This window comes from Devosia sp. A449 (genome assembly GCF_054489375.1).
Map to the genome: position 1 here is coordinate 54,539 of NZ_JBTMWU010000010.1, position 18,330 is coordinate 72,868.

Genomic DNA, 18,330 nt, shown 5'->3' on the forward strand with positions numbered 1-18,330 from the left:
GGTGTTTGCCACGCTCGTTGCGGTATGGTGGTACGGGACAACCACCGTCCCGGAATTTCAGGATGACGGTCAATACCATTTGCCGACAGGGCATAGCCATGAAAATCAAGGAAACCTGGCTGGCGCGCGACTTGACGCCCAAGTGACAGCCAGTCAAGCCAGTACCTCGTCACCATCAGGATGCAATGTCAGTTCCCCCGCAGCCCTACGACCACATCATTTTGGCACTGGCAGCCTCTCAGCGACGGACAGCACAAAGTCGAACATCTTTCGGTCCTCCATAATAGCCATGTCGATATTGCCATATGTGAGGTTTTCAATCAGGGCCTCGCGCGCATTGACCGCAGCGTCTCTGCCACCGGTCCTTTCGATCTGGTCGAGCAGGAAGGCCAGGGAGAGATATAGCGAATTGACAACGATCTTGATTTCATCAACGGCAGTGCCGGCATGGATTTCACTGGTATCGGTCATTCTCTGTCCCAACCTCCGTGGCAGTTGTAGTAGAGCAATGGCTCGTACGGCCATTTGTTCCCCTATAACGCCGTGACCGGTGAATTCGCGTGGGCGTGGGATCTGGGCAATCCCGGCAGTCGCGGCGAGCCGGCCGAAGGCGAAGTCTATTCGCGCGGTACGCGTTGCCGGCGGGAGCGGAGTAGGGCAAATACCTAACTGCGAACCCTCCTCCACACGCTGACGCTTCCCCAGATCTTGATCCGGGTGCTCTCTCAACGCGGCACACGCCGATAGTAACCTGTGCGGATCAAGGCCCGGGGGACGCGCCGGCGGGCGGTCACTAAGTAGGCGACTATCGCCCATACCACTCTGCCAGCGCTTCCATTTGATCCTCTTCGAGCCCCCACACCACCTCGGCCATGATGTGAGCATTAGGCCCACCACGCTCGCCGCCGAGTTCTTTGAACAGCTTAAGCTGGTTGAGCAGGTAATCTGCGTCCTGTCCGTCGAGGCGCGGATAGCCGGGCCGAGCGTTAACGCCGTGGCAGGAGTCGCAGGCCGGCACATCCCGGTCGGGGATGCCCAGCCGCGCGACCTCCGCGGTCCCCGAGTCCTGCCCGTTGACCGGAACCAAAACACTGCGCCCGTAGCGCCGCGCGAGTTCTGCAATCTGCCCATCGGTCAACCTGCGGGTCGCCGCCATCATCGTGCCACTCTGGCGCGTGCCGTTGCGGAAGCTTTTGAGCGCCGCTTCCAGGTAAGCGGGGCTCTGGATATCGAGCCGTGGCGTGCCGGGAACGGCGCCATCGCCGTCTTCTCCATGACAACGGCTACAGTCATCGTCGGCACCCGCACCGGTCATCTCGTCATAGACTGTCGCGTCGATATCCGGCAGTGCGAGCAGGAACGCCACCATGTCCCACACCTCATCGTTCCGCATCTGCGTCGCCCAGCCGGGCATGGCGGTACGACGAATACCATGCTTGACCGTGGCGAAAATGCGCGCCTCCGGGTGCCATTGCGCCATGCGCTCGACCAGTGGCGGTGGGCTGGGGCTGAGATCTTGCGCGAACCGTTCGGCCGGCGCGGCGGGACTGCCATGGCAGTCGGCGCAGACCATTTCATAATGCCCCGCGCCGCGCTCTGTCATGCCTGGCCGGTTGAGCGGCGGCGCTTCCACGCCCAGCGAGCGCAGGGTGATGGACTGTTGCGCGGCAAAGTTGAGATACCAGTCCAGCACGGTCGGTTGCCCCGGCTCCGCCGAACTAGGCAGCAGCCCGCTCAGGGGCAGCAGGCCCAGCCCCAGCGCGCCCAGTGCCGCCCCGATAAGATATGGCTTGAGCGTTTTCATGGGCTCGCCCGCCGCAGCACGCGTGCCATCAGCACCAGCCCGCCCATGAGGTAAATCGCTCCGCCAATGGCCAGCATGATGACCCCGCCCATCTGCTGATCGGCCAGCGCCGGCAGGCCCCCTGTGTGGTGCAGATGGCCGCCATAGATCGGTCGCGGCGCCAGCCCGATCAGTGCGCCCAGTAAAGTCATGTGCATCGAGGTGAAGAACAGCGTCATGGCCCCGGCCAGCGCTGCGCTCCGCCGGGTTTCGGCGGTGCTGCCCAACGCTACTAGCCACACCAGTAATGAGACGATGGCAAAGCTCGCCTGCTCGGCCGCCAGCGCCCAGGGTAGACTACGCGAGGCATGGTGCAGCGCCGGCGCATGCCAGCCCCATACCACCACCAGATCGAGGATGCTGACCGCGATGGGCAGCGCCAGTTGCGAGCGTAGCCAGCCCCTCATTGCCACCAGCGGCCCAATGCCGGCGGCCAGCAGCGGTACGCCGATGCCGACCACGCTCATGTGCAGCGCCATATGCGCGGCAAAACTCCCGGCGACCAGGCCGGGCAGGGGGCCTGCCCAGGCCAGGATGAGCACGGCGATGCCGGCTATGGTCAGGGCGCGGTCGATCATCGGCAGGTCGTCAGGTACAGCATGGGGATGACGACATAGAGCACCGCCACCGCCGACAGCACGCACAGCATCAGCGCCACATGGCTGAGAAAGCGGTGCCGTTCCTCAGGCGTGTTATGTTCGTACTCGAAATCATTGTCGGTGATACTGCGCGCCCGTACTCGCCAAAGCCGGCGTGTAGACCAGCCGATACCGATCAGTGCCACCAGTGTCGCGCCGATCACCCACAGCCGCGCCTCGTCCAGCCCCGCGCCGCGACCGGCCTTTTCGCAATAGATGGCGACGAACACGTAGCAGAACAGGAAATGGCTCGCCCAGATGATCGGCGAAGCGATGACCCGCCACAGATCGGTGCCGTGGCTGGTTTCACGTTCGACTTCGTTACGTGTGCGTTTGGTGTTCATTGCAGCAGCGGAAAGCCTCCGATGACCATTGCAGTGAGCAACGCGCTGAAGCCGATGAAGTGCCAGTAGAGCGTGACGTTCCACAGATCGGCGTCGTGCCTCGGCGTCAGCCGACCGAAAATCGAACGGGCGAGGCAATAGGCCTGCATGATCATGCCGGTCAGCAAATGCACGACGACCCAGACCACCAGGCCCCAGACGATAGCCGGATAGGCATGCATTGTCGGATCAAGGCCGGTCACCCACGGCCCGGCCATGAGCGCCAGGCCGGTGAAAACGGTGCCGGCCAAGCCTGCGACCAGCAGCCCACGAGCCAATACAACGCGGCCCGATGCATTGGCCAGCCGGGCGCCCAGCGTCATGCCCCAGGTGAGGGCCGCCAGCGCTGCTGCCGCCATCGGCCACTGCCAGCCCGGACCGTCGATTCCGGCAGGGGGGAAGTGCGGATGGATGGTCCAGAAGAAGAAGTAACCGAACAGCACGGCGAGATAGGCGGTAAGATCGCCCGTCATGGTGATGAACATCGCCCACCAGCCGGTCGATCGCGGTCCCGCCACATAGAGCGGCACGCGCCGCCCGTCGCCGATATCCTTGGTTTGCTTCTCGGGAATTTCCGCGGTGCCGGTCCACAACCAATAGAGCGTGGCGGCAAGGAAGAGCACGCCGCCTCCCAGCGTCAGCCACCAGAGTTTCCATGTGGCGAAAATGAAGACGGCTCCCAGTCCGGCGGCAGCAATGGCAGGCAGCCATGTGGGCGTTCCAACGCGCAGCACCTGCACCGGCGTGGCATCGAGTACCGAGGTTACCAGGGTTTCGCGGCGGCCCTCCTTCGCATCGGCCAGCAGGCCCCGGCCTTCATCAATGGTGTCGAACAGGTCCTTGTCGTCCCATAGGGGATAGCGGCTGTTGATCTGCGGAATCGAGCGCAGTCCGTAGCTGTCGGCTGGCACTTTGCCGACCCATTCCAGCGTCCCGGCATTCCAGGCGTTGCGCGGCGCAGCGGGCTCCTTGCCCTTGGGCCGCACGCAGTCCCAGACCAGGAGCAGGAAGCCGGCCGCGAAGACGAAGGCCCCGATGGTCGAGATCAGATTGAGCGTGTCCCAGCCGCGTTCGGCACCATAAGTAAAGACACGCCGGGGCATGCCCAGGAGCCCCGTCAGATGCATCGGCAGAAAGGCGACATTGAAGCCGATGAAGGTGAGCCAGAACGACCAGATGCCGAGCCGGCGCGACAGCATTTTCCCGGTGGCGAACGGATAATAATACTGCACGCCCGCAATCACGGGGAACAGCATGCCGCCGATCAGCGTGTAATGCAGGTGGGCGACGATAAAATATGTATCGTGCACCTGGAAGTTGAATGGCGCCACCGCGATCATCAGACCGGTCAGCCCACCGACGATGAATGTTGCCAGCGCTCCCAGGCAGAACAGCATGGGTACGGTACGCACCACATTGCCCAGCATCACCGTGGCGATGAAGACAAAGAGCTGGATCCCGGTGGGAATAGCCACCGCTTCTGACGCCGCCGAAAAAAAGCCCAGCGAGATCGAGGGCAGACCGGTGGTGAACATGTGGTGGACCCACAGCCCGAAGCTGAGGAAACCCGTGCCGATGGCCGACAGCACGATCCACGAATAGCCCGCAATTGGGCGCCGGGCAAAGGTGGGAATGATCATAGCCAAAAGAGCAATGGCCGGCAGGAAGATGATATAGACCTCGGGATGCCCGAAAATCCAGAACAGGTGCTGCCAGAGCAGCGGATCGCCGCCCCGGGTGACGTCGAAGAAGGGCCAGTCGAACGCCCGCTCCATCTCGAACAGAAAGTCACCGGCGATGAGAGGGGGAAAGGCAAACAGGATCATCGCGCCCACGATAAGCACATACCAGGCATAGAGCGGGGTAAGGTTGATGTGCATGCCCGGCGCCCGGCATTTGAGCACGCCCACGATCAGTTCCACCGCTGCGGCGATCGAGGCGACCTCGATAAAGCTCAGGCCCAGCAGCCAGATATCGGCCCCGATCCCCGATTGCTCGGTCGAGAGCGGGGGATACATGAACCAGCCGGCGTCTGGCGCGGCATTGAAGAAGATCGAGCCGCAGACGAACACGCCCCCAATCAGGAAGCACCAGAAGCCGAAGGCGGACAGGCGCGGAAAGGGCAGGTCGCGCGCGCCCAGCATGGCGGGCAGGATGAGGATCGCCACCGCCTCGAAGATTGGTACGGCGAACAGGAACATCATCACCGTGCCATGCAGGGTAAAGACCTGGTTATAGGTCTCGGCGGATACCAGATTGTTGTCCGGCACGGCCAGCTGCAGTCGGATGATCAGCGCCAGCGCGCCGCCAAATAGCAGGAAGGCGAAGGATGCCGCGATATACCAGAGCCCGACCTCCGAATTGTTGACGTCCGAGAAATAGCGCCACCCCTTTGGACGGGTCCACGCCTTGGCCAGTTGCTTTTCCTCGGTGGCCTTGTCGGTCATTGCAGCTCCAGCAGGAAATCGACGATGGCCGCACGCTCGGCATCGGGCAGGGTGGCGAAGGACGGCATGCGCACGCCCGGCTTGATGTGGGCGGGTGCCACCAACCAGTCGTCGAGATTGGCCTCGGTCAGCGGCAGGCTGCCCGCGCCGATGGTCCGGCGGCTGGCGAAATGGGTGAGGTCAGGCCCCACCGAGCCGGCCTCGCTGATGCCGCGCACGATATGGCAGGCCCCGCATCCGGCAGACAGGAACGCCTCGGCGCCGGCTGCCTTCGCCGGCTGGCGTTGCGCGGCGAGCCAGGCGGCGAATTCATCCGCCTCGTGCACCACGACCGGAAAGGCCATTAGCGCGTGAGCGGCCCCGCAGAATTCGGCGCAGACGCCGCGATAGATGCCTGCCTTGGTGGGCGTCAGGCGCAGCACATTGGTGCGGCCGGGAATGGCGTCCATTTTGCCGCCTAGCGCCGGAATCCAGAAGGAATGGATGACGTCGGTCGTGGTCAGCACGAACTCGGCCGTGGCGCCCAGAGGCAGGTGGACTTCGTTGGCCGTGTCGATCCGCGCGCCGTCCGCGCCCGTATAGCCTAGCCGCCACCAGAACTGTTCGGCCGCGACATGGATTCTGAGATCGGGCGCATCGGCCTCCGCCCAGTTCGGTAACAGAGCCAGCCCGAACACCAGGAGGGCCGCCAGGCCGATTGTCGGAAACGCCACACCGCCGATGAATACGAAGCGGTCAGCGAAGCGTTCGCTCCGCGGGCGCTTGCTGCCAAGCACGGCGTAGATCGCGGCGCCCATGATGATGCACCAGACCAAGACGCCCGCCACAGCCATGAACCAAAAAAGATTGGCGAGTTCGGCGGCGTCCTCGCCTGCCGGATGAAGGGCGCTCTGTTCAGGGTTGCATGCCGCAAGAAAAACGCATGAAAACAGCAATAATGCCGCCCGCACGCCCCTGTTAACGATGTCCTTGGATGCCTGCCCCATTTGCCCCTGCATAATGAGATACAGGCAGGGAACGCGGCGGTGCTGAATGAGTTCCTTCCTCATCCGCACGCACAGGACATCTCATGCCGCAGCCAAAGGGCTATTCTCGCATCCAGATCGTCCTGCACTGGACCATTGCGGCGCTGGTCATCTTTCAGCTTTTCGTCAATGAGGCGATGCAGCACGCCTTTTCCAACCGGCTCGACGGGGAGCCCATCGGTGAAATGGGCGGCGCGCAATTGCATATGACTATTGGTATCTCCGTTCTCGTGCTGGCTGTGATCCGCCTCGCCATCCGCATATTCCGAGGCGTCCCGGCACCGCATGGCGATACGCCGGCCGTCCTCAACTGGCTGGGTCACGCCACCCATATCCTGCTCTATGGCTTTATCTTCGCCATGCCGCTGACCGGTGCCACCGCGTGGTTCTTGGGTATCGAATTCGCCGCAGAACTGCACGAGCTAGGCCGGCTGATCCTAGTGCCAGCCATCGGCTTCCACGTGCTCGGCGCCCTGGCGGAGCACTTCGTCTTCCGTAACGACACCCTCAAGCGCATGCTGCGCGTCAAAGCGGACTAAGATCGCCAAGCGCCCTCGTGACGCGAACGAAATCCACGCCGATCAAAATGTCCTGGTACACCGTGGTAAATCCCGCTCACACAAAGTGACGCGCCGCGTCCATGGCAATGTCCTGCCGCAGATGGAGTTGCGTGATAGCCTCGCTGCTGAGCACTGGCTCCACAACAGAGCCACCCCTGGTAATCATGCGAAGGAAGGCGTCTCCACGAAGATGGGCAGACTTTTCAAAGCGCTGCACCAGCGCCTTGGCAACGGTAGGTTTGCCAGCAGCCCCGCCCCCGTGATGACATAGAGCGGTGCAGTCCTCTGATATCCTTTAGTTAATGCAATGGCCGCTTGGCAGCGCCAAAATCGGTTAGATAAAGTCACGCGCCGCTGAGGTCGATAGTCCAAAGCACCGTCCACGCCCCGAGCCGGTGCTCGTCGACAAAGCCTTGGAGCCACAAGCGCCGGCCGCTGATGGGCGGCACGTTTTCTTGCGTCTCGCCGCACAGGTTCAGGTAGAGACGAAGCACCGAAGCATCGCCAAGCCGCCAGTCCACCAGCACCGCATTGTCGCCCAGCACCTGATGATGGCTTGAAAACCCCTCCATCCTGGCCAGTCGTGGTACGATCTCCATGCGCCGCAGGTCGATCAGCGTTCGGTAATAGTTCAGCCAGTCGCGGTGCTCCTTATTGCGCAATGCGCGCCAGTCCAGCTTGGCCGCCGCGAAGGTTTTGCGGCTGGTCGGATCGAGAGTCTGGCCCACGTCGAGCTTGCTCGAATCCTCGTGTTCAGGGGTCTGGGTCAGCTGCTCCTCCCGGCCCTTGCGGGTGACCGGTCGCAGGCTGGCGGGAACATCGGAAAAAAATGGAAACAGCTGCCGGGCGGCCCATTCCTCGCCCATGAACAGCATCGGAATTTGCGGACAGAGCAGATAGACCGAGGCGACGGCCCTGACCGCGTCCTGGCTGGCCAATTGGGTGATCCGGTCGCCACTGATGCGATTGCCGATCTGGTCGTGGTTCTGAATGAAGGTGACGAAGGCGGTGGCCGGCAGTCCGGTGCTCGGCTGGCCGCGCGCCATGCCTTCGCGCCGTTTGAATTCGCCCTGGTAGGCAAAGCCCTCGGCCAGCGAGCGGCCCAGCTTGTCGAAGCGCGACCGCAGATTATCGAAATCCGAGTAGTAGCCCGTGTTTTCTCCGGTCACAGCGGAGTGGAGCAGGTGGTGCATGTCGTCGTTCCATTGGGCCGTATAATGCACCGGTCGCAGGCCGCTATTGCGCTTGAGCCAGCGCTCCTGGTTTTCCGAATTCTCCACGATCAAATGGGTATGGCGGTGCGGGCGGGCCGCCCGAACGCGGGCGGCGAGGATTTCCAGAATATGGGTGGAGCTGTCATCGACGATGCTGTGCACTGCATCGAAGCGTAGCCCGTCGAGATTAAATTCGGTGACCCAGTACAGGGCATTCTCAATGGCCAGTTCGCGCACCACCGTAGCGCCCTTGCCGTCGAAATTGATCGCTTCGCCCCAAGGGCTCTCGTGTGCGTTGGTGAAAATTGGGGCGATGAGCGGCAGATTGTTGCCGGTCGCGCCAAAATGGTTGTAGACCACATCGACAAAGACCATCAGATGACGGCGATGGGCGGCGTCGATGAAGGCCTTGAGATCATCGGGCCGACCATGGGCGGAGGATGGCGCGAACCACAGCACCCCGTCATACCCCCAGTTGAACTGGCCGTAGAACTCGTTCAACGGCATCAGCTGGATCGCGGTGATTCCTAGTTCTGCTAGGTGATCGAGATGACGCGCCGCCGCGGCGAACGTTCCTTCGTGCGTGAAGGCGCCGACATGCAGTTCATAGATAATCGTTTCTTCCCAAGGCCGCCCGACCCACAGGATATCGGTCCAGATAAAGCTCGCGGGATCGATAACCTCGCTGAAATCCTCGACGTTATCTGGCTGATACCGTGACGCGGGATCGGCGATCTGCGTGCCGTCGGGCAGCACATATTTGTACAGCGCGCGCGCCCCGATGCCCTCGACTTCCAGCCGATGCCAGCCATCGTCCTGAGGCAGCAGCTCCAGCAGGCCGCGACGACCCTTGAGCTTGAGCCTAACCGTCTTGCAAAGCGGCGCCCATAATTTAAAGCGGGTGGACTTGGCCCTGACTTCGGCGCCAAAGCGCATTTTGTGAATGCGCGCGATGTCGGTGGGATGGCGAGGATGCAGCGGCATGACAGCGGCCTGTTGGTCAGGGGAATGGGTTATCTGCGGTAGACCTATGGAGGCGGATCGCCTTTGAACCAGGACAAGACCTGCTCACCGAAAATGTCGATGAAGCGCTCCTGGTTCCGCCCTACGCAGTGCAGATGAACGGTGTGCACGCCCAGGTCGGCGATGCGGGCAATCCGCTCGATATGTGGGTCCGAGTCAGCACTGACCAGTACGCATTGGTCGATCTCGGTTCGCCCGACCAAGCGCCCGGCCATGTCGAAATCCGCTGACCGCCGCAAATCCCAGTTGACCTCGCCGCCGATAGCCACGGGCGCACACTGATCAAGCGCTTGAGCATATGCCTCGTCCCCGGTATGCGCCCAGGACAGCGCCAGCTGGACATGGACTGGCTTGCCTTGGCCGCCGTTCACGCGAAACGCGCCGATGACCTTTTCTAGCTCCTCGACACTATTGCCGGTGGTCAGCCGGCCATCGCCCCAGCCGCCGATCATTTTCATCCCTGGAGCGAGCGAGCGGCAGGGGCAGTCGGGCTTCGCCTGGAGCTGGTTCGGGGCGGCGATGCAAACATCAACGCTGCCCTTCGGCATAATCTCGGCACCCGGCTATCGTTATCATCCCGTTCCTACGCCTTTACCAGCCAAGTGCCAGGGGACTTGATGGCGGTGCCGCCCCACCAAGTCCCGCGATTAGCACGAGTGAAGGCTACGCGTTGGGCGATGCTTCAATGATCGCGCAGGAGATGCGGTCACCGGAGTTGCCGGATGGGTCGGTCTTCATGTCGTCGGGATCTGCGTGGATTACCAGCGCCGTGCCATCGGCGTCAAAGACATATGCAGGGTCGCCTTCCACCAGTGAAATCATCTCCGTGGTCAGATCGACAGCCACGGTTTCGTCTGCCCCCGCCGTGACGTTGGGCAGATCGCCGGCATGTGGTCCTTGCGGATTTTCTAGTCCATGCTGGTGCTCGGTCGGATTGAAATGGTCGCCCGCCGTCTGGAAGGCGCTGGCGGGATCGCAATCGCCGACGGCATGGAAATGAAAGCCATGTTCGCCAGCGGGTATGCCTGTAAGATTGCCAGCAATGGCGACGCCGCTGTCGATCTGGGTCAGCGTCACGCTACCGATTTCGGCTCCTTCGCTATTGATGAAGCTGGCGGTAGCTTCCTGCGAAATTGCAGGAACGGTCAGAAAGAGCATGGCGGCTGGCGCCAGCATAGCTATGATATTCATGAATGGTGCTCCTCGATTAGGGTTGGACGCTGGAGGCACAACAGCCCAGCCTCCACACCGTTCCCGGCACCCCGGCACAAATTCGGGGTCCGCTGACTCAGGGGGGTCTTGCCGCAACGCTTCGCCAGGTCGCCCGCTTGACCGGTGGGACATAGGATTGCCGGTATTGCCTCAGCTTTGGCGATACCTGTGACTCGCCCCCACCTTGATCCCTCCCACAAGGGAGGCTGACGAGCTTAGGCGGCCTTTGCATTGGCATCCGAGGTCGCCACCTTTGAAAGCTTCTGGTCCGTGGGGATCTCTTCCTGAAGAGTGGCATCAAGCAAGGTCATGGCGTGGGAATAGCCTTCTATACATTTTCGAGTGCGAAGAGCGTTACCGAGATGCGGCTGATCGCCTACTGCGGCTTGCAGCGGTTGCCAGAACGTATTCTAGGGCCCGGTCCTAGATCGCCAGCACCACGGCCCCGCGCTTGCGACCGCTGTCGACATAGGCATAAGCCTCCCGAATCTCTTCGAGCTGATACACGCGGTCGATTACCGCCCTGATTGTACCGGCTGCCAGCAGGTCGGCCAGCAGCTGCAGGTCCTCGGGCCGCTCCGCCGACGTGCCGCCGATGATACGCTGGCCGTCCTTGGGCCAGCGGAACAGGTCCTTGGGCACGCCCAGCACAGTCAGCAGCCCCCCGGTTGGCGCCAGGACCGGTTCGCATCGCGCGAACGACGCCGTGCCCACCGTGTCCATGATCAGATCGTAGGCCGTGTCCTCCCTGGTAAAATCGGTCGTCGCATAGTCGATCACCCGATCAGCCCCGAGCGAGCGCACCAGCCCGGCGTTGCCCGCGCTGCAGACGCCGGTGACCTCAGCGCCGAAATACTTGGCCAACTGCACGGCGTAGGCGCCAACACAACCCGAGGCACCGTTGATCAGCACCTGCTGCCCTGGCTGGATCCTGGCCCGGTTGAAAAAATCGAGCGCCGTGACGCCCCCAAACGGCACGCCTGCCGCGCCCTCGAACGAGAGGCCCTCCGGCATCAGCGCGACGCACTCGTCCTCGCGCACCAGCTTATACTCGGCGTGGCAGCCAAAGACGTCGATGCCGAACACCCGGTCGCCCGGCCTGAACTTCGTCACCGCCCTGCCGATTGCCTCGACCGTCCCGGCGAACTCGACGCCGAGCACCTTCTTGCGCGGCCCGAAGATGCCGAGCACCAGCCGCCCGGGGATCGCGAACGGTTTCGGCATGTTGAAGGCTCTCAGCCGCGCATCGCCCGAGGTGACCGAACTCGCGGCCAGCTTGACGAGAAGGTCGCGCCCGCCCGGCACGGGCTTGGGCACCTCCTGGATCGAAACGACATCCGGGGGGCCGTATTTCTTGTAGACAGCAGCTCTCATGGCATCCTCCTTGAAGGGGCGCGGGTTCAGTCTCGGGATTGGCTTGGGGTCGGCCGTCAGCCCTTGGGCGGCTCGGCCTTCCACTGAAAGACCTCGCTGATCGGCACGCCGAACACTTCAGCGATGCGGAACGCTGCTTCCAGCGACGGCGAGTATTTGTTCTGCTCGATGGCGGCGATGGTCTGCCGGGTCATGCCGATGCGATCGGCCAGGTCCTGCTGCGTCATCTCGTCATGGTCGAAGCGCAGCCGTCGGATCTTGTTGGAAATCAGCGGCGCGGCCATCAGCTCAGCACCCGGAAGCGGATGATAATGATGATCTCGGCCAGCACGTTGGCAGCGACGGCGGCCAACAGCAGCGCGTTGGCCATGACGATGGCAAAGCTCCCGACCGGATCGGTTGGAAAGCCTGCCGCAAAGTCCCTGCCCCAGAGCAGTGCCGACGCCGAAATACCGAGTACCGCCCACTCGAACAGCGGCTTGGTTATCCTGGCTGCGCCGCTCTCCATCTGCTTTTCCAGCTCGTCGGGGCTGGCGCCGAAATCCTTGAGCCGACGCCGGGAGGCGAGCAGGTTCAGGCCGAGCAGCAGCACGACCGTGATCCCCATGCATACGAGGAACAGCGTCCACAGCGCCTGCCCATCCAGCGCGCGAGCGCCGACGCCGCGCCAAACTTCAGAAAAATAGTATCCCCACACCACCAGCGTGGTGACGACGGCGATCCAGGCGGTTTTCTCGCGGAAGGACATTTGACGCGCTCCATGCACAATTTCCTGGGCGATATATCCAATATTTCTTACAACATGTCTAGTATTTTTGACTCAATGACAAAGACTTTTGGCGAGATGCCGCCCGAACGCCCAAGAGCGAAGTCGCGACGTTTTTCCCAGCCCGTGAGTGTCTTGTCGAGCACTGAGACCAGCGGCCGCTTCTGGCGCAAGATGCCAGGATGTCCTGCCACGCTCATGTCCGCGTCTGGCAGCGGCCTTTTGGGCGGCAATGACAGAAATGGGGACACGTTGCCGTCGCAGTGCGGCCGCCACCTCAACGGCGGCTATCCCAGCCTCGCGGCCCAGAAGCCGTCAGGCAGAAATCCACCCGAAATGAGCCGGTCGAATGGCGACCTCATGGCGGCCATTCCGAACTGGATTGCCAAATCCCGAAAGCTGCCGTCTGTCGTCGCTCAATGCATTATGTAAAGCCGTTGATTTGTCATCGCTATCGTTCCACAATGTCTGAGCAACCTAAAGGCTTGATCTTGATACCGTCGTTCGCGAACGTTCGAGTACGCTAAGTAAGAAGAAGTGAGTGTGGACCAGCCCTGTTCTGGCCCGTTTTTCATGTCTTTTTCGGAGCGTTTTCTCCATGGATTTTCGCATCGAGGCATACAAGCTCGAACAAAAAACCGAAATAATCGAACTGTCATTGCGCGCTTGGGAGCCGGTATTTACCGCGCTCCAGCCCGCCGTGCAGGCATTTGCATATGACGCGTTTTTTCCCGATGGGTGGGCAGTTAGGCAAGCCTATGACGTCGCGCAAATCCTAGAACATGAGGCCGCCGACGTTTGGGTAGCGACCCATGAGGCCAAAATCTTAGGATGGGTCGGCCTTCGTCTCCATCCAATCGACCAGATGGGCGAAGTGCGGATCATGGCCGTTGATCCAAAATATCACCGGCAGGGAATAGGCACTGCGCTTCTGGACTTTTCGGCAGATTTAATGCGTCGCGAAGGGATGAAAATGGTGATGGTGGAAACAGGAGGCGATCCCGGCCATGCACCGGCCAGAGCGGCCTATGAAAGCGCAGGCTTTCAACGTTGGCCAGTAGCTCGGTATTTCCGAGAGCTATAAACTTGAGAAGCGGTGCATAAATCTTGATTTATGCACCACCTTTCTGCCCTGCTATTTCAATAGTTTGCACGATACAAAAATCAGGTGCTCATCTGAACACCAATCACGTCTAACGAAAAGTTTGGTTGGGCGGCGACGTCAGCTTTCGACCGCCAGAGACCAATAGTCGCCAGTCAGTTTCCCATCCCGTCATGGACATTAGGGCGGCCGGAGCGGAACTGCCGCTTCCGAGGAATCGCCAAAGCCTAGCATCCCAGCCTTCAACGCTGCGCCAGTCGGATTGAGCGCGGCAATCAGGAGCGGACCACAAACAGTCCCACCAACACGGCTGCCCAGTGCGTCGCAGCCGCAGCTACGACATGGCCGTGCCAGATGGCTTTGGCGAACTGCAGGCGCTTGTTGGTGTAGAAGAGAACACCAGCTGAATAGAATATGCCGCCCAGCGCCAGGAGCCACAGCACCACCTCAGAGGTTATGTCCGCAAGGGGGACTGCTGCGATGGCGCCGATCCAGGCCAAGCCCAGATAGATAGGCACCCAGATCTTCTGGCTGATCGGAGGCAGGAAGATCTTGCCGACAATTCCTAAGCCGGCCAGCACCCACAGGCTTGTGGTCAGCGACCAGGCCCAGGCGCCCGAGAGCAAATACGCGGTGAACGGCGTATAGGTCGCCGCGATCATCAGGAAGATGCCCACATGGTCGAGCCGGCGCAGGATGGGCTTCCATTCAGCCGGCGCGAAGTTGTAGGCGGTGGAGAACCCGAACATGCACACCGCGCCAAGCGAGTAGATTGCGATCACGGCTAGCTTGCCAGGGGCCGGATCCTGAATGCCCATCCAGAGCAGGATGCTGCCGCCGACGATGGCAAGGCCGAGGCCAAGCAAATGTACAAACAGGTCGGCGGAGCGCGCCTGGGCGCTAGGATAGTGAGGGCGCGCTGCCATAATGCCTCGGCTAGGGTTGGATAATTCTTCCTGGATATAGGAAGCGTGGGCCAACGATGCGATGGAGTGCGCAGCTAAGTGATCGGACGTTTCAATGCCTTGCCACCCTAGCCGACCGCCAAAAGTGGACTTGGTCCCACAGGGACCAAGTCTCGTACTGGTCCTTTGGTCGGCACCAGCACCCTGTTCAAGAAGTCGGTGCCAACAGATCATCAGCGTTAACAATCTTGGCATATGCGAAGCCCAACGCTGACATAAACGCGGCGTGCACTTGATCTGCTGAAACGGTCTTGCCGTTGAACTCGACGTCTCGCGTAGCTGTCGCGTCCGTGACAACGGTAACATTGAAGCCGTAGTCCGCCGCAGCTCTGGCCGTCGCATCAATGCACATGTGGGTCATCGCCCCGACGATTACTACTTCTTGAATGCCCTTTGCATCGAGCTGGGCCTTGAGGTCGGTATCCCGAAATGCGTTCGGATAGTTCTTCACGACGACCTGCTCGCCGGCCTTCGGTTTAACTTCGGGAATGATCTCGGCTCCCGCTGATCCAGAAACAAAGAACGGAGCCCCTTCGGCGCTCTCATGGCGAACGTGAATGACTGGGATGCCCTTGGTACGGGCGTTGCTGATCACCCTGACGGCGTTTTGCACGGCGGCATCGACGCCAACCAGTGGCCAAGATCCGGATGCGAGATAATCATTTTGGAAGTCGATAACGACGACTGCTTGGTTGGTCATAGGTTTATCCTTTCAATTGCCTGTTTATGGACAGCGATCCACGTCCGCGCTATTGGCGGGACCGACAAAATAGGGGTCGAAAACGACACATGGCTTACAGCGTCGACATTGGCCTGCTCGAGTACCCCGGCGCTCAGGAAGCAGCTCTGCTGGGGCTGGCCGACCTGTTCGAGATTGCAAACCAGCCAAACAGACCGAAGCTGCGGGTAACTAGATGGCGTGCCGAGGGAGATCAATCGTCACCTGCCGAGGAAACTGGTACGCCAAGTGTGATCATCATACCGCCCGGCAAACGGGGGCCAGTTACTGCTGAAGTTGCCCGTCCTTTCGCCTCGGGCTTGAGGAAACTACACGCTAACGGCACCACAATAGCGTCCGTATGTGTCGGCGCTTTCATCCTGGGTGAAACCGGATTGCTGGACGGGCGATCAGCGACAACGCATTGGGGAGCAGCCGAGGCATTTTGCAACCGTTTTCCAAAGGTCGCTCTCGAGGTTGATCGGCTGCTCATCGATGATGGTGACATCATCACCGCCGGTGGAATGATGGCATGGACGGACCTTGGCCTGAAGCTGGTCGATAGGTATCTCGGCACTGCTGCGATGATGGAGACCGCAGGTACTCTACTGATCGATCCTCCTGGCCGTGAACAGCGATACTACAGCTCTTTCGTGCCAACACTGAACCATGGCGATGCGGCTGTCCTAGGTGTGCAGCACTGGCTCCATGCAGAATTTGCAAACAGCAACAGCCTTGCGGATCTGGCCGGCAAATCAGGACTAGAGGAGAGAACCTTTCTGCGTCGGTTTCGGAGGGCGACAAACATGACCGCGACCGAATATCTTCAGAGATTTCGCGTCAACAAAGCCCGCGAAATGCTCCAGTTCGGAGCCGACCCAGTCGAAGCAATTGCATGGGCTGTCGGCTACAGTGATGCCAGTGCCTTCCGAAAAGTGTTTTTTAACGTCGTGGGTTTGTCGCCGTCAGAATATCGCCGGCGATTTCGCGCGTAGTGCGTCTGCGCTTAGCGCCATGCACAGGCGGCCTTAGTTGCCAATCCAGGTCGCGCCCGAAGGGGCCAGACTAATGTCCGCTTTCCTGTGCTTCGATCCAAAACCGGGCAGGCCGGAATCCACCCCATTCGAGCCGCATGAGACTGTATCGGCAGCTACCGACCCCATTTCTGCCATTCGCCATTGATTAACGAAACCCTGTAAGCGGCCATTCCTCAGGCTTTGTGCTATACCGGCGGTATTTGCCGGACCACCAAAATTTTTTCTACGGCGGCGCACCAAGGTTCTTGAAGCTAGACCCTCCCGGGTGGCAGGTTGACGCAGATCGGCCGATCTAAAGCCAAAGCGAAGCCTACGTCCACCTCAGCACCAAACAGGACTTAAGACTCATCCAGCTTGCCGGCCCGGGCCTGGCGCATGTCAGCGCCACTACCCAGGTTTCCTTTGGTAGCTGTTGGCTGCGTGTCAGCAGCTATCCATGGTCCCGACTTCCGCGATACTCATGTCGGGCGACGCTCTGCCCAGCCGGCAAATATGCGCTCCAGCGCCACCACGATATAGTAGAGGAGGATGCCGAGCACGGCGAGCGCGATTAGCACCGCAAACATCAGCGGATAGTTTGAGGCGATTCGACCGGAGTCGAACAGGCTGCCAAGACCGCGGCCATGCGGCGCGACGATCTCGACCAGATTGGTGCCGATGAAGGCGAGCGTCACCGCCACCTTCAGGGCACCGAAGAATTCCGGCAGCGTTTTCGGCAAGGCAATCTTCCAGAAGACGGTGAGCCGGGACGCGCCGAGCGAGCGCAGGATGTCGCGATATTCCGGCTCCAGCGTCGAAAGCCCGATGGCAATCGAAACCGAGATGGGGAAGAAGGAGATCATGAAGGCGACGAGGATGGTGTTGAAGTCGTGCTGCCCGATGAATATGAGTGCGACGACCGGCACGACCGTTGCCTTGGGGATCGCGTTGAACCCCACCAGCAGGGGATAGAGTGCGTCATTCAGCACACGGCTGAGCCCCATGATCATGCCAAGGACTGTGCCCACAACCACCGCAAGCCCCAGCCCGACCACAGTGCGCCACAGAGTCTGCCACGCATTGATCGCAAACAACTCGCGATACTGCCAGAATGCGGGCCACAGGTCCGACGGGGCGGCCATCTTGTAGGTCGGCCAACCCATGTACCAGACCCAGAACTCCCAGAGTGCCAGGACGATGATGATGGCGATGATGGGGCTAAGAAACTTCTGCAATTCGTGGCGAGTCATGCCGTCATGTCCTTTTCGGCGCCGCGACCCTGCGCTATCTCGATCTGGTTGCGCAGTTGTGCCAGCCACTCTACCGCTTGCATCGAATAGAGCATGTCGATGGGGCGCGGCCCCGGCACGTCGATATCGAGCACGAATTGCGTAGTGGCCGGTCGACCCGAAAGCACGACAACCTGATCGGCCAGATAGACGGACTCGCGTAGGTCGTGAGTGATGAGCAAGGCGGTGAAGGGCTCGTCGATACGAAGCTGGTGCATGAGTTGCCACAGATCCTCGCGCGTGAAGGCGTCGAGCGCGCCGAACGGTTCGTCCAGGATCAGTATGTCGGGCTTGTGGACAAGGGAACGGCAAAGCGAGGCGCGCTGGCGCATGCCGCCGGACAATTCGGACGGACGTTTGCCCTCGAAACCCTGCAGGCCCACCATGGCCAGCAGTGCGTGGGCGCGTTCTTCCTTCTGTTCCTTGGGCATCCTGGGCGCAACGATCTCCAACGGCAGGATCACGTTCTGCAGGATCGTACGCCATTCCAGCAGAACCGGGTTCTGAAATGCCATGCCCACGCTCTTGCGCGGGGATTTGACACGTTCGCCATGCAGCAGAACTTCACCGCTGTCGGGGAGCATGAGCCCGGCGATCAGCCGGGTGAGGGTGGATTTACCGCAACCGGAGGGACCGACAACGGCACAGAAATCGCCTTCGGCGATGGACAGGCTGAGGTCTTTCAGGACAGGCAGGGGACCGGCAGCAGTCTTATAACTATGGCTTACGCCCTTGATCTCGATGAGTTTGGTCAC

Annotated in this window: 20 protein-coding genes and 1 pseudogene; 5 read left to right on the plus strand and 16 right to left on the minus strand. The window is 61.0% G+C overall.

All coding sequences use genetic code 11. From position 1 onward, the window contains the following. Positions 1 to 216 precede the first annotated feature (216 nt). From ACX3OW_RS20120 to coxB, 6 genes are all read right to left on the minus strand, one after another. Positions 217 to 471 (minus strand): hypothetical protein, encoded by a 255-nt coding sequence (locus ACX3OW_RS20120; RefSeq protein ID WP_459097579.1) that lies wholly within the window; start codon positions 469 to 471, stop codon positions 217 to 219. Positions 472 to 805: 334 nt separating this feature from the next. Beyond that, a complete protein-coding gene (locus tag ACX3OW_RS20125) occupies positions 806 to 1,804 on the minus strand; it encodes a c-type cytochrome (protein ID WP_459097580.1) in 999 nt (332 codons plus the stop codon). Next, positions 1,801 to 2,421, minus strand: a complete 621-nt coding sequence (locus tag ACX3OW_RS20130; RefSeq protein WP_459097581.1) for a cytochrome c oxidase assembly protein — start codon at positions 2,419 to 2,421, stop codon at positions 1,801 to 1,803. The genes ACX3OW_RS20125 and ACX3OW_RS20130 overlap by 4 nt, the downstream gene beginning before the upstream one ends. Next, entirely contained in the window at positions 2,418 to 2,825 is a 408-nt protein-coding gene (locus ACX3OW_RS20135) for a hypothetical protein (RefSeq protein ID WP_459097582.1), read from the minus strand. Before ACX3OW_RS20135 ends, ACX3OW_RS20130 begins: the two co-directional genes overlap by 4 nt. After that, a complete protein-coding gene (gene ctaD, locus ACX3OW_RS20140) occupies positions 2,822 to 5,311 on the minus strand; it encodes a cytochrome c oxidase subunit I (RefSeq protein ID WP_459097583.1) in 2,490 nt (829 codons plus the stop codon). Before ctaD ends, ACX3OW_RS20135 begins: the two co-directional genes overlap by 4 nt. Further along, complete coding sequence (gene coxB, locus ACX3OW_RS20145; protein WP_459097584.1) at positions 5,308 to 6,360, minus strand: cytochrome c oxidase subunit II; 1,053 nt, start codon at positions 6,358 to 6,360, stop codon at positions 5,308 to 5,310. The genes ctaD and coxB overlap by 4 nt, the downstream gene beginning before the upstream one ends. A 20-nt stretch (positions 6,361 to 6,380) precedes the next feature. Between coxB and ACX3OW_RS20150 the strand changes: the two genes are divergently transcribed. Then, positions 6,381 to 6,875: a cytochrome b gene (locus tag ACX3OW_RS20150; RefSeq protein ID WP_459097585.1), complete on the plus strand. Its 495-nt coding sequence runs from the start codon at positions 6,381 to 6,383 to the stop codon at positions 6,873 to 6,875. A gap of 365 nt (positions 6,876 to 7,240) precedes the next feature. Here the strand turns inward: ACX3OW_RS20150 and treZ are convergent, their stop codons facing one another. Next, entirely contained in the window at positions 7,241 to 9,094 is a 1,854-nt protein-coding gene (gene treZ / locus ACX3OW_RS20155) for a malto-oligosyltrehalose trehalohydrolase (protein WP_459097586.1), read from the minus strand. 44 nt (positions 9,095 to 9,138) lie between these two features. After that, a complete protein-coding gene (locus tag ACX3OW_RS20160) occupies positions 9,139 to 9,504 on the minus strand; it encodes a hypothetical protein (RefSeq protein WP_459097587.1) in 366 nt (121 codons plus the stop codon). Positions 9,505 to 9,601: 97 nt separating this feature from the next. On the opposite strand from ACX3OW_RS20160, the pseudogene ACX3OW_RS20165 reads away from it, so the two are divergent. Beyond that, positions 9,602 to 9,721 (plus strand): annotated as a pseudogene (locus ACX3OW_RS20165) (LLM class F420-dependent oxidoreductase); the annotation flags it as partial. 75 nt (positions 9,722 to 9,796) lie between these two features. On the opposite strand, the gene ACX3OW_RS20170 reads toward ACX3OW_RS20165, so the two are convergent. The 4 genes from ACX3OW_RS20170 to ACX3OW_RS20185 form a co-directional block, all read right to left on the minus strand. After that, positions 9,797 to 10,324, minus strand: a complete 528-nt coding sequence (locus ACX3OW_RS20170) for a superoxide dismutase family protein (protein WP_459097588.1) — start codon at positions 10,322 to 10,324, stop codon at positions 9,797 to 9,799. Between the two features lie 444 nt (positions 10,325 to 10,768). After that, the gene (locus tag ACX3OW_RS20175) at positions 10,769 to 11,719 is read right to left on the minus strand and encodes an NAD(P)-dependent alcohol dehydrogenase (RefSeq protein ID WP_459097589.1); all 951 of its coding nucleotides are present in this window, start codon (positions 11,717 to 11,719) and stop codon (positions 10,769 to 10,771) included. 56 nt (positions 11,720 to 11,775) lie between these two features. After that, on the minus strand, positions 11,776 to 12,003 hold the full coding sequence (locus ACX3OW_RS20180; protein ID WP_459097590.1) for a helix-turn-helix transcriptional regulator: 228 nt from the start codon (positions 12,001 to 12,003) through the stop codon (positions 11,776 to 11,778). Beyond that, complete coding sequence (locus ACX3OW_RS20185; RefSeq protein ID WP_459097591.1) at positions 12,003 to 12,467, minus strand: hypothetical protein; 465 nt, start codon at positions 12,465 to 12,467, stop codon at positions 12,003 to 12,005. The genes ACX3OW_RS20180 and ACX3OW_RS20185 overlap by 1 nt, the downstream gene beginning before the upstream one ends. Here ACX3OW_RS20185 and ACX3OW_RS20190 point away from each other — a divergent pair, their 5' ends adjacent. Next, a complete protein-coding gene (locus tag ACX3OW_RS20190) occupies positions 12,468 to 12,917 on the plus strand; it encodes a hypothetical protein (RefSeq protein ID WP_459097592.1) in 450 nt (149 codons plus the stop codon). 166 nt (positions 12,918 to 13,083) lie between these two features. Next, positions 13,084 to 13,569 (plus strand): GNAT family N-acetyltransferase, encoded by a 486-nt coding sequence (locus tag ACX3OW_RS20195; RefSeq protein ID WP_459097593.1) that lies wholly within the window; start codon positions 13,084 to 13,086, stop codon positions 13,567 to 13,569. Between the two features lie 293 nt (positions 13,570 to 13,862). On the opposite strand, the gene trhA is transcribed toward ACX3OW_RS20195, so the two are convergent. Together trhA and ACX3OW_RS20205 are read right to left on the minus strand one after the other, a co-directional pair. Continuing rightward, positions 13,863 to 14,513, minus strand: coding sequence for a PAQR family membrane homeostasis protein TrhA (gene trhA / locus ACX3OW_RS20200; RefSeq protein ID WP_459097594.1), 651 nt, complete (start codon positions 14,511 to 14,513; stop codon positions 13,863 to 13,865). 187 nt (positions 14,514 to 14,700) lie between these two features. Continuing rightward, positions 14,701 to 15,252 (minus strand): cysteine hydrolase family protein, encoded by a 552-nt coding sequence (locus ACX3OW_RS20205; protein ID WP_459097595.1) that lies wholly within the window; start codon positions 15,250 to 15,252, stop codon positions 14,701 to 14,703. An 89-nt stretch (positions 15,253 to 15,341) separates the two neighbouring features. On the opposite strand from ACX3OW_RS20205, the gene ACX3OW_RS20210 reads away from it, so the two are divergent. Further along, a complete protein-coding gene (locus ACX3OW_RS20210; protein WP_459097596.1) occupies positions 15,342 to 16,265 on the plus strand; it encodes a GlxA family transcriptional regulator in 924 nt (307 codons plus the stop codon). 500 nt (positions 16,266 to 16,765) lie between these two features. On the opposite strand, the gene ACX3OW_RS20215 is transcribed toward ACX3OW_RS20210, so the two are convergent. Continuing rightward, the gene (locus tag ACX3OW_RS20215) at positions 16,766 to 17,536 is read right to left on the minus strand and encodes an ABC transporter permease (RefSeq protein WP_459097597.1); all 771 of its coding nucleotides are present in this window, start codon (positions 17,534 to 17,536) and stop codon (positions 16,766 to 16,768) included. After that, the gene (locus tag ACX3OW_RS20220; RefSeq protein WP_459097598.1) at positions 17,533 to 18,330 is read right to left on the minus strand and encodes an ABC transporter ATP-binding protein; all 798 of its coding nucleotides are present in this window, start codon (positions 18,328 to 18,330) and stop codon (positions 17,533 to 17,535) included. Before ACX3OW_RS20220 ends, ACX3OW_RS20215 begins: the two co-directional genes overlap by 4 nt.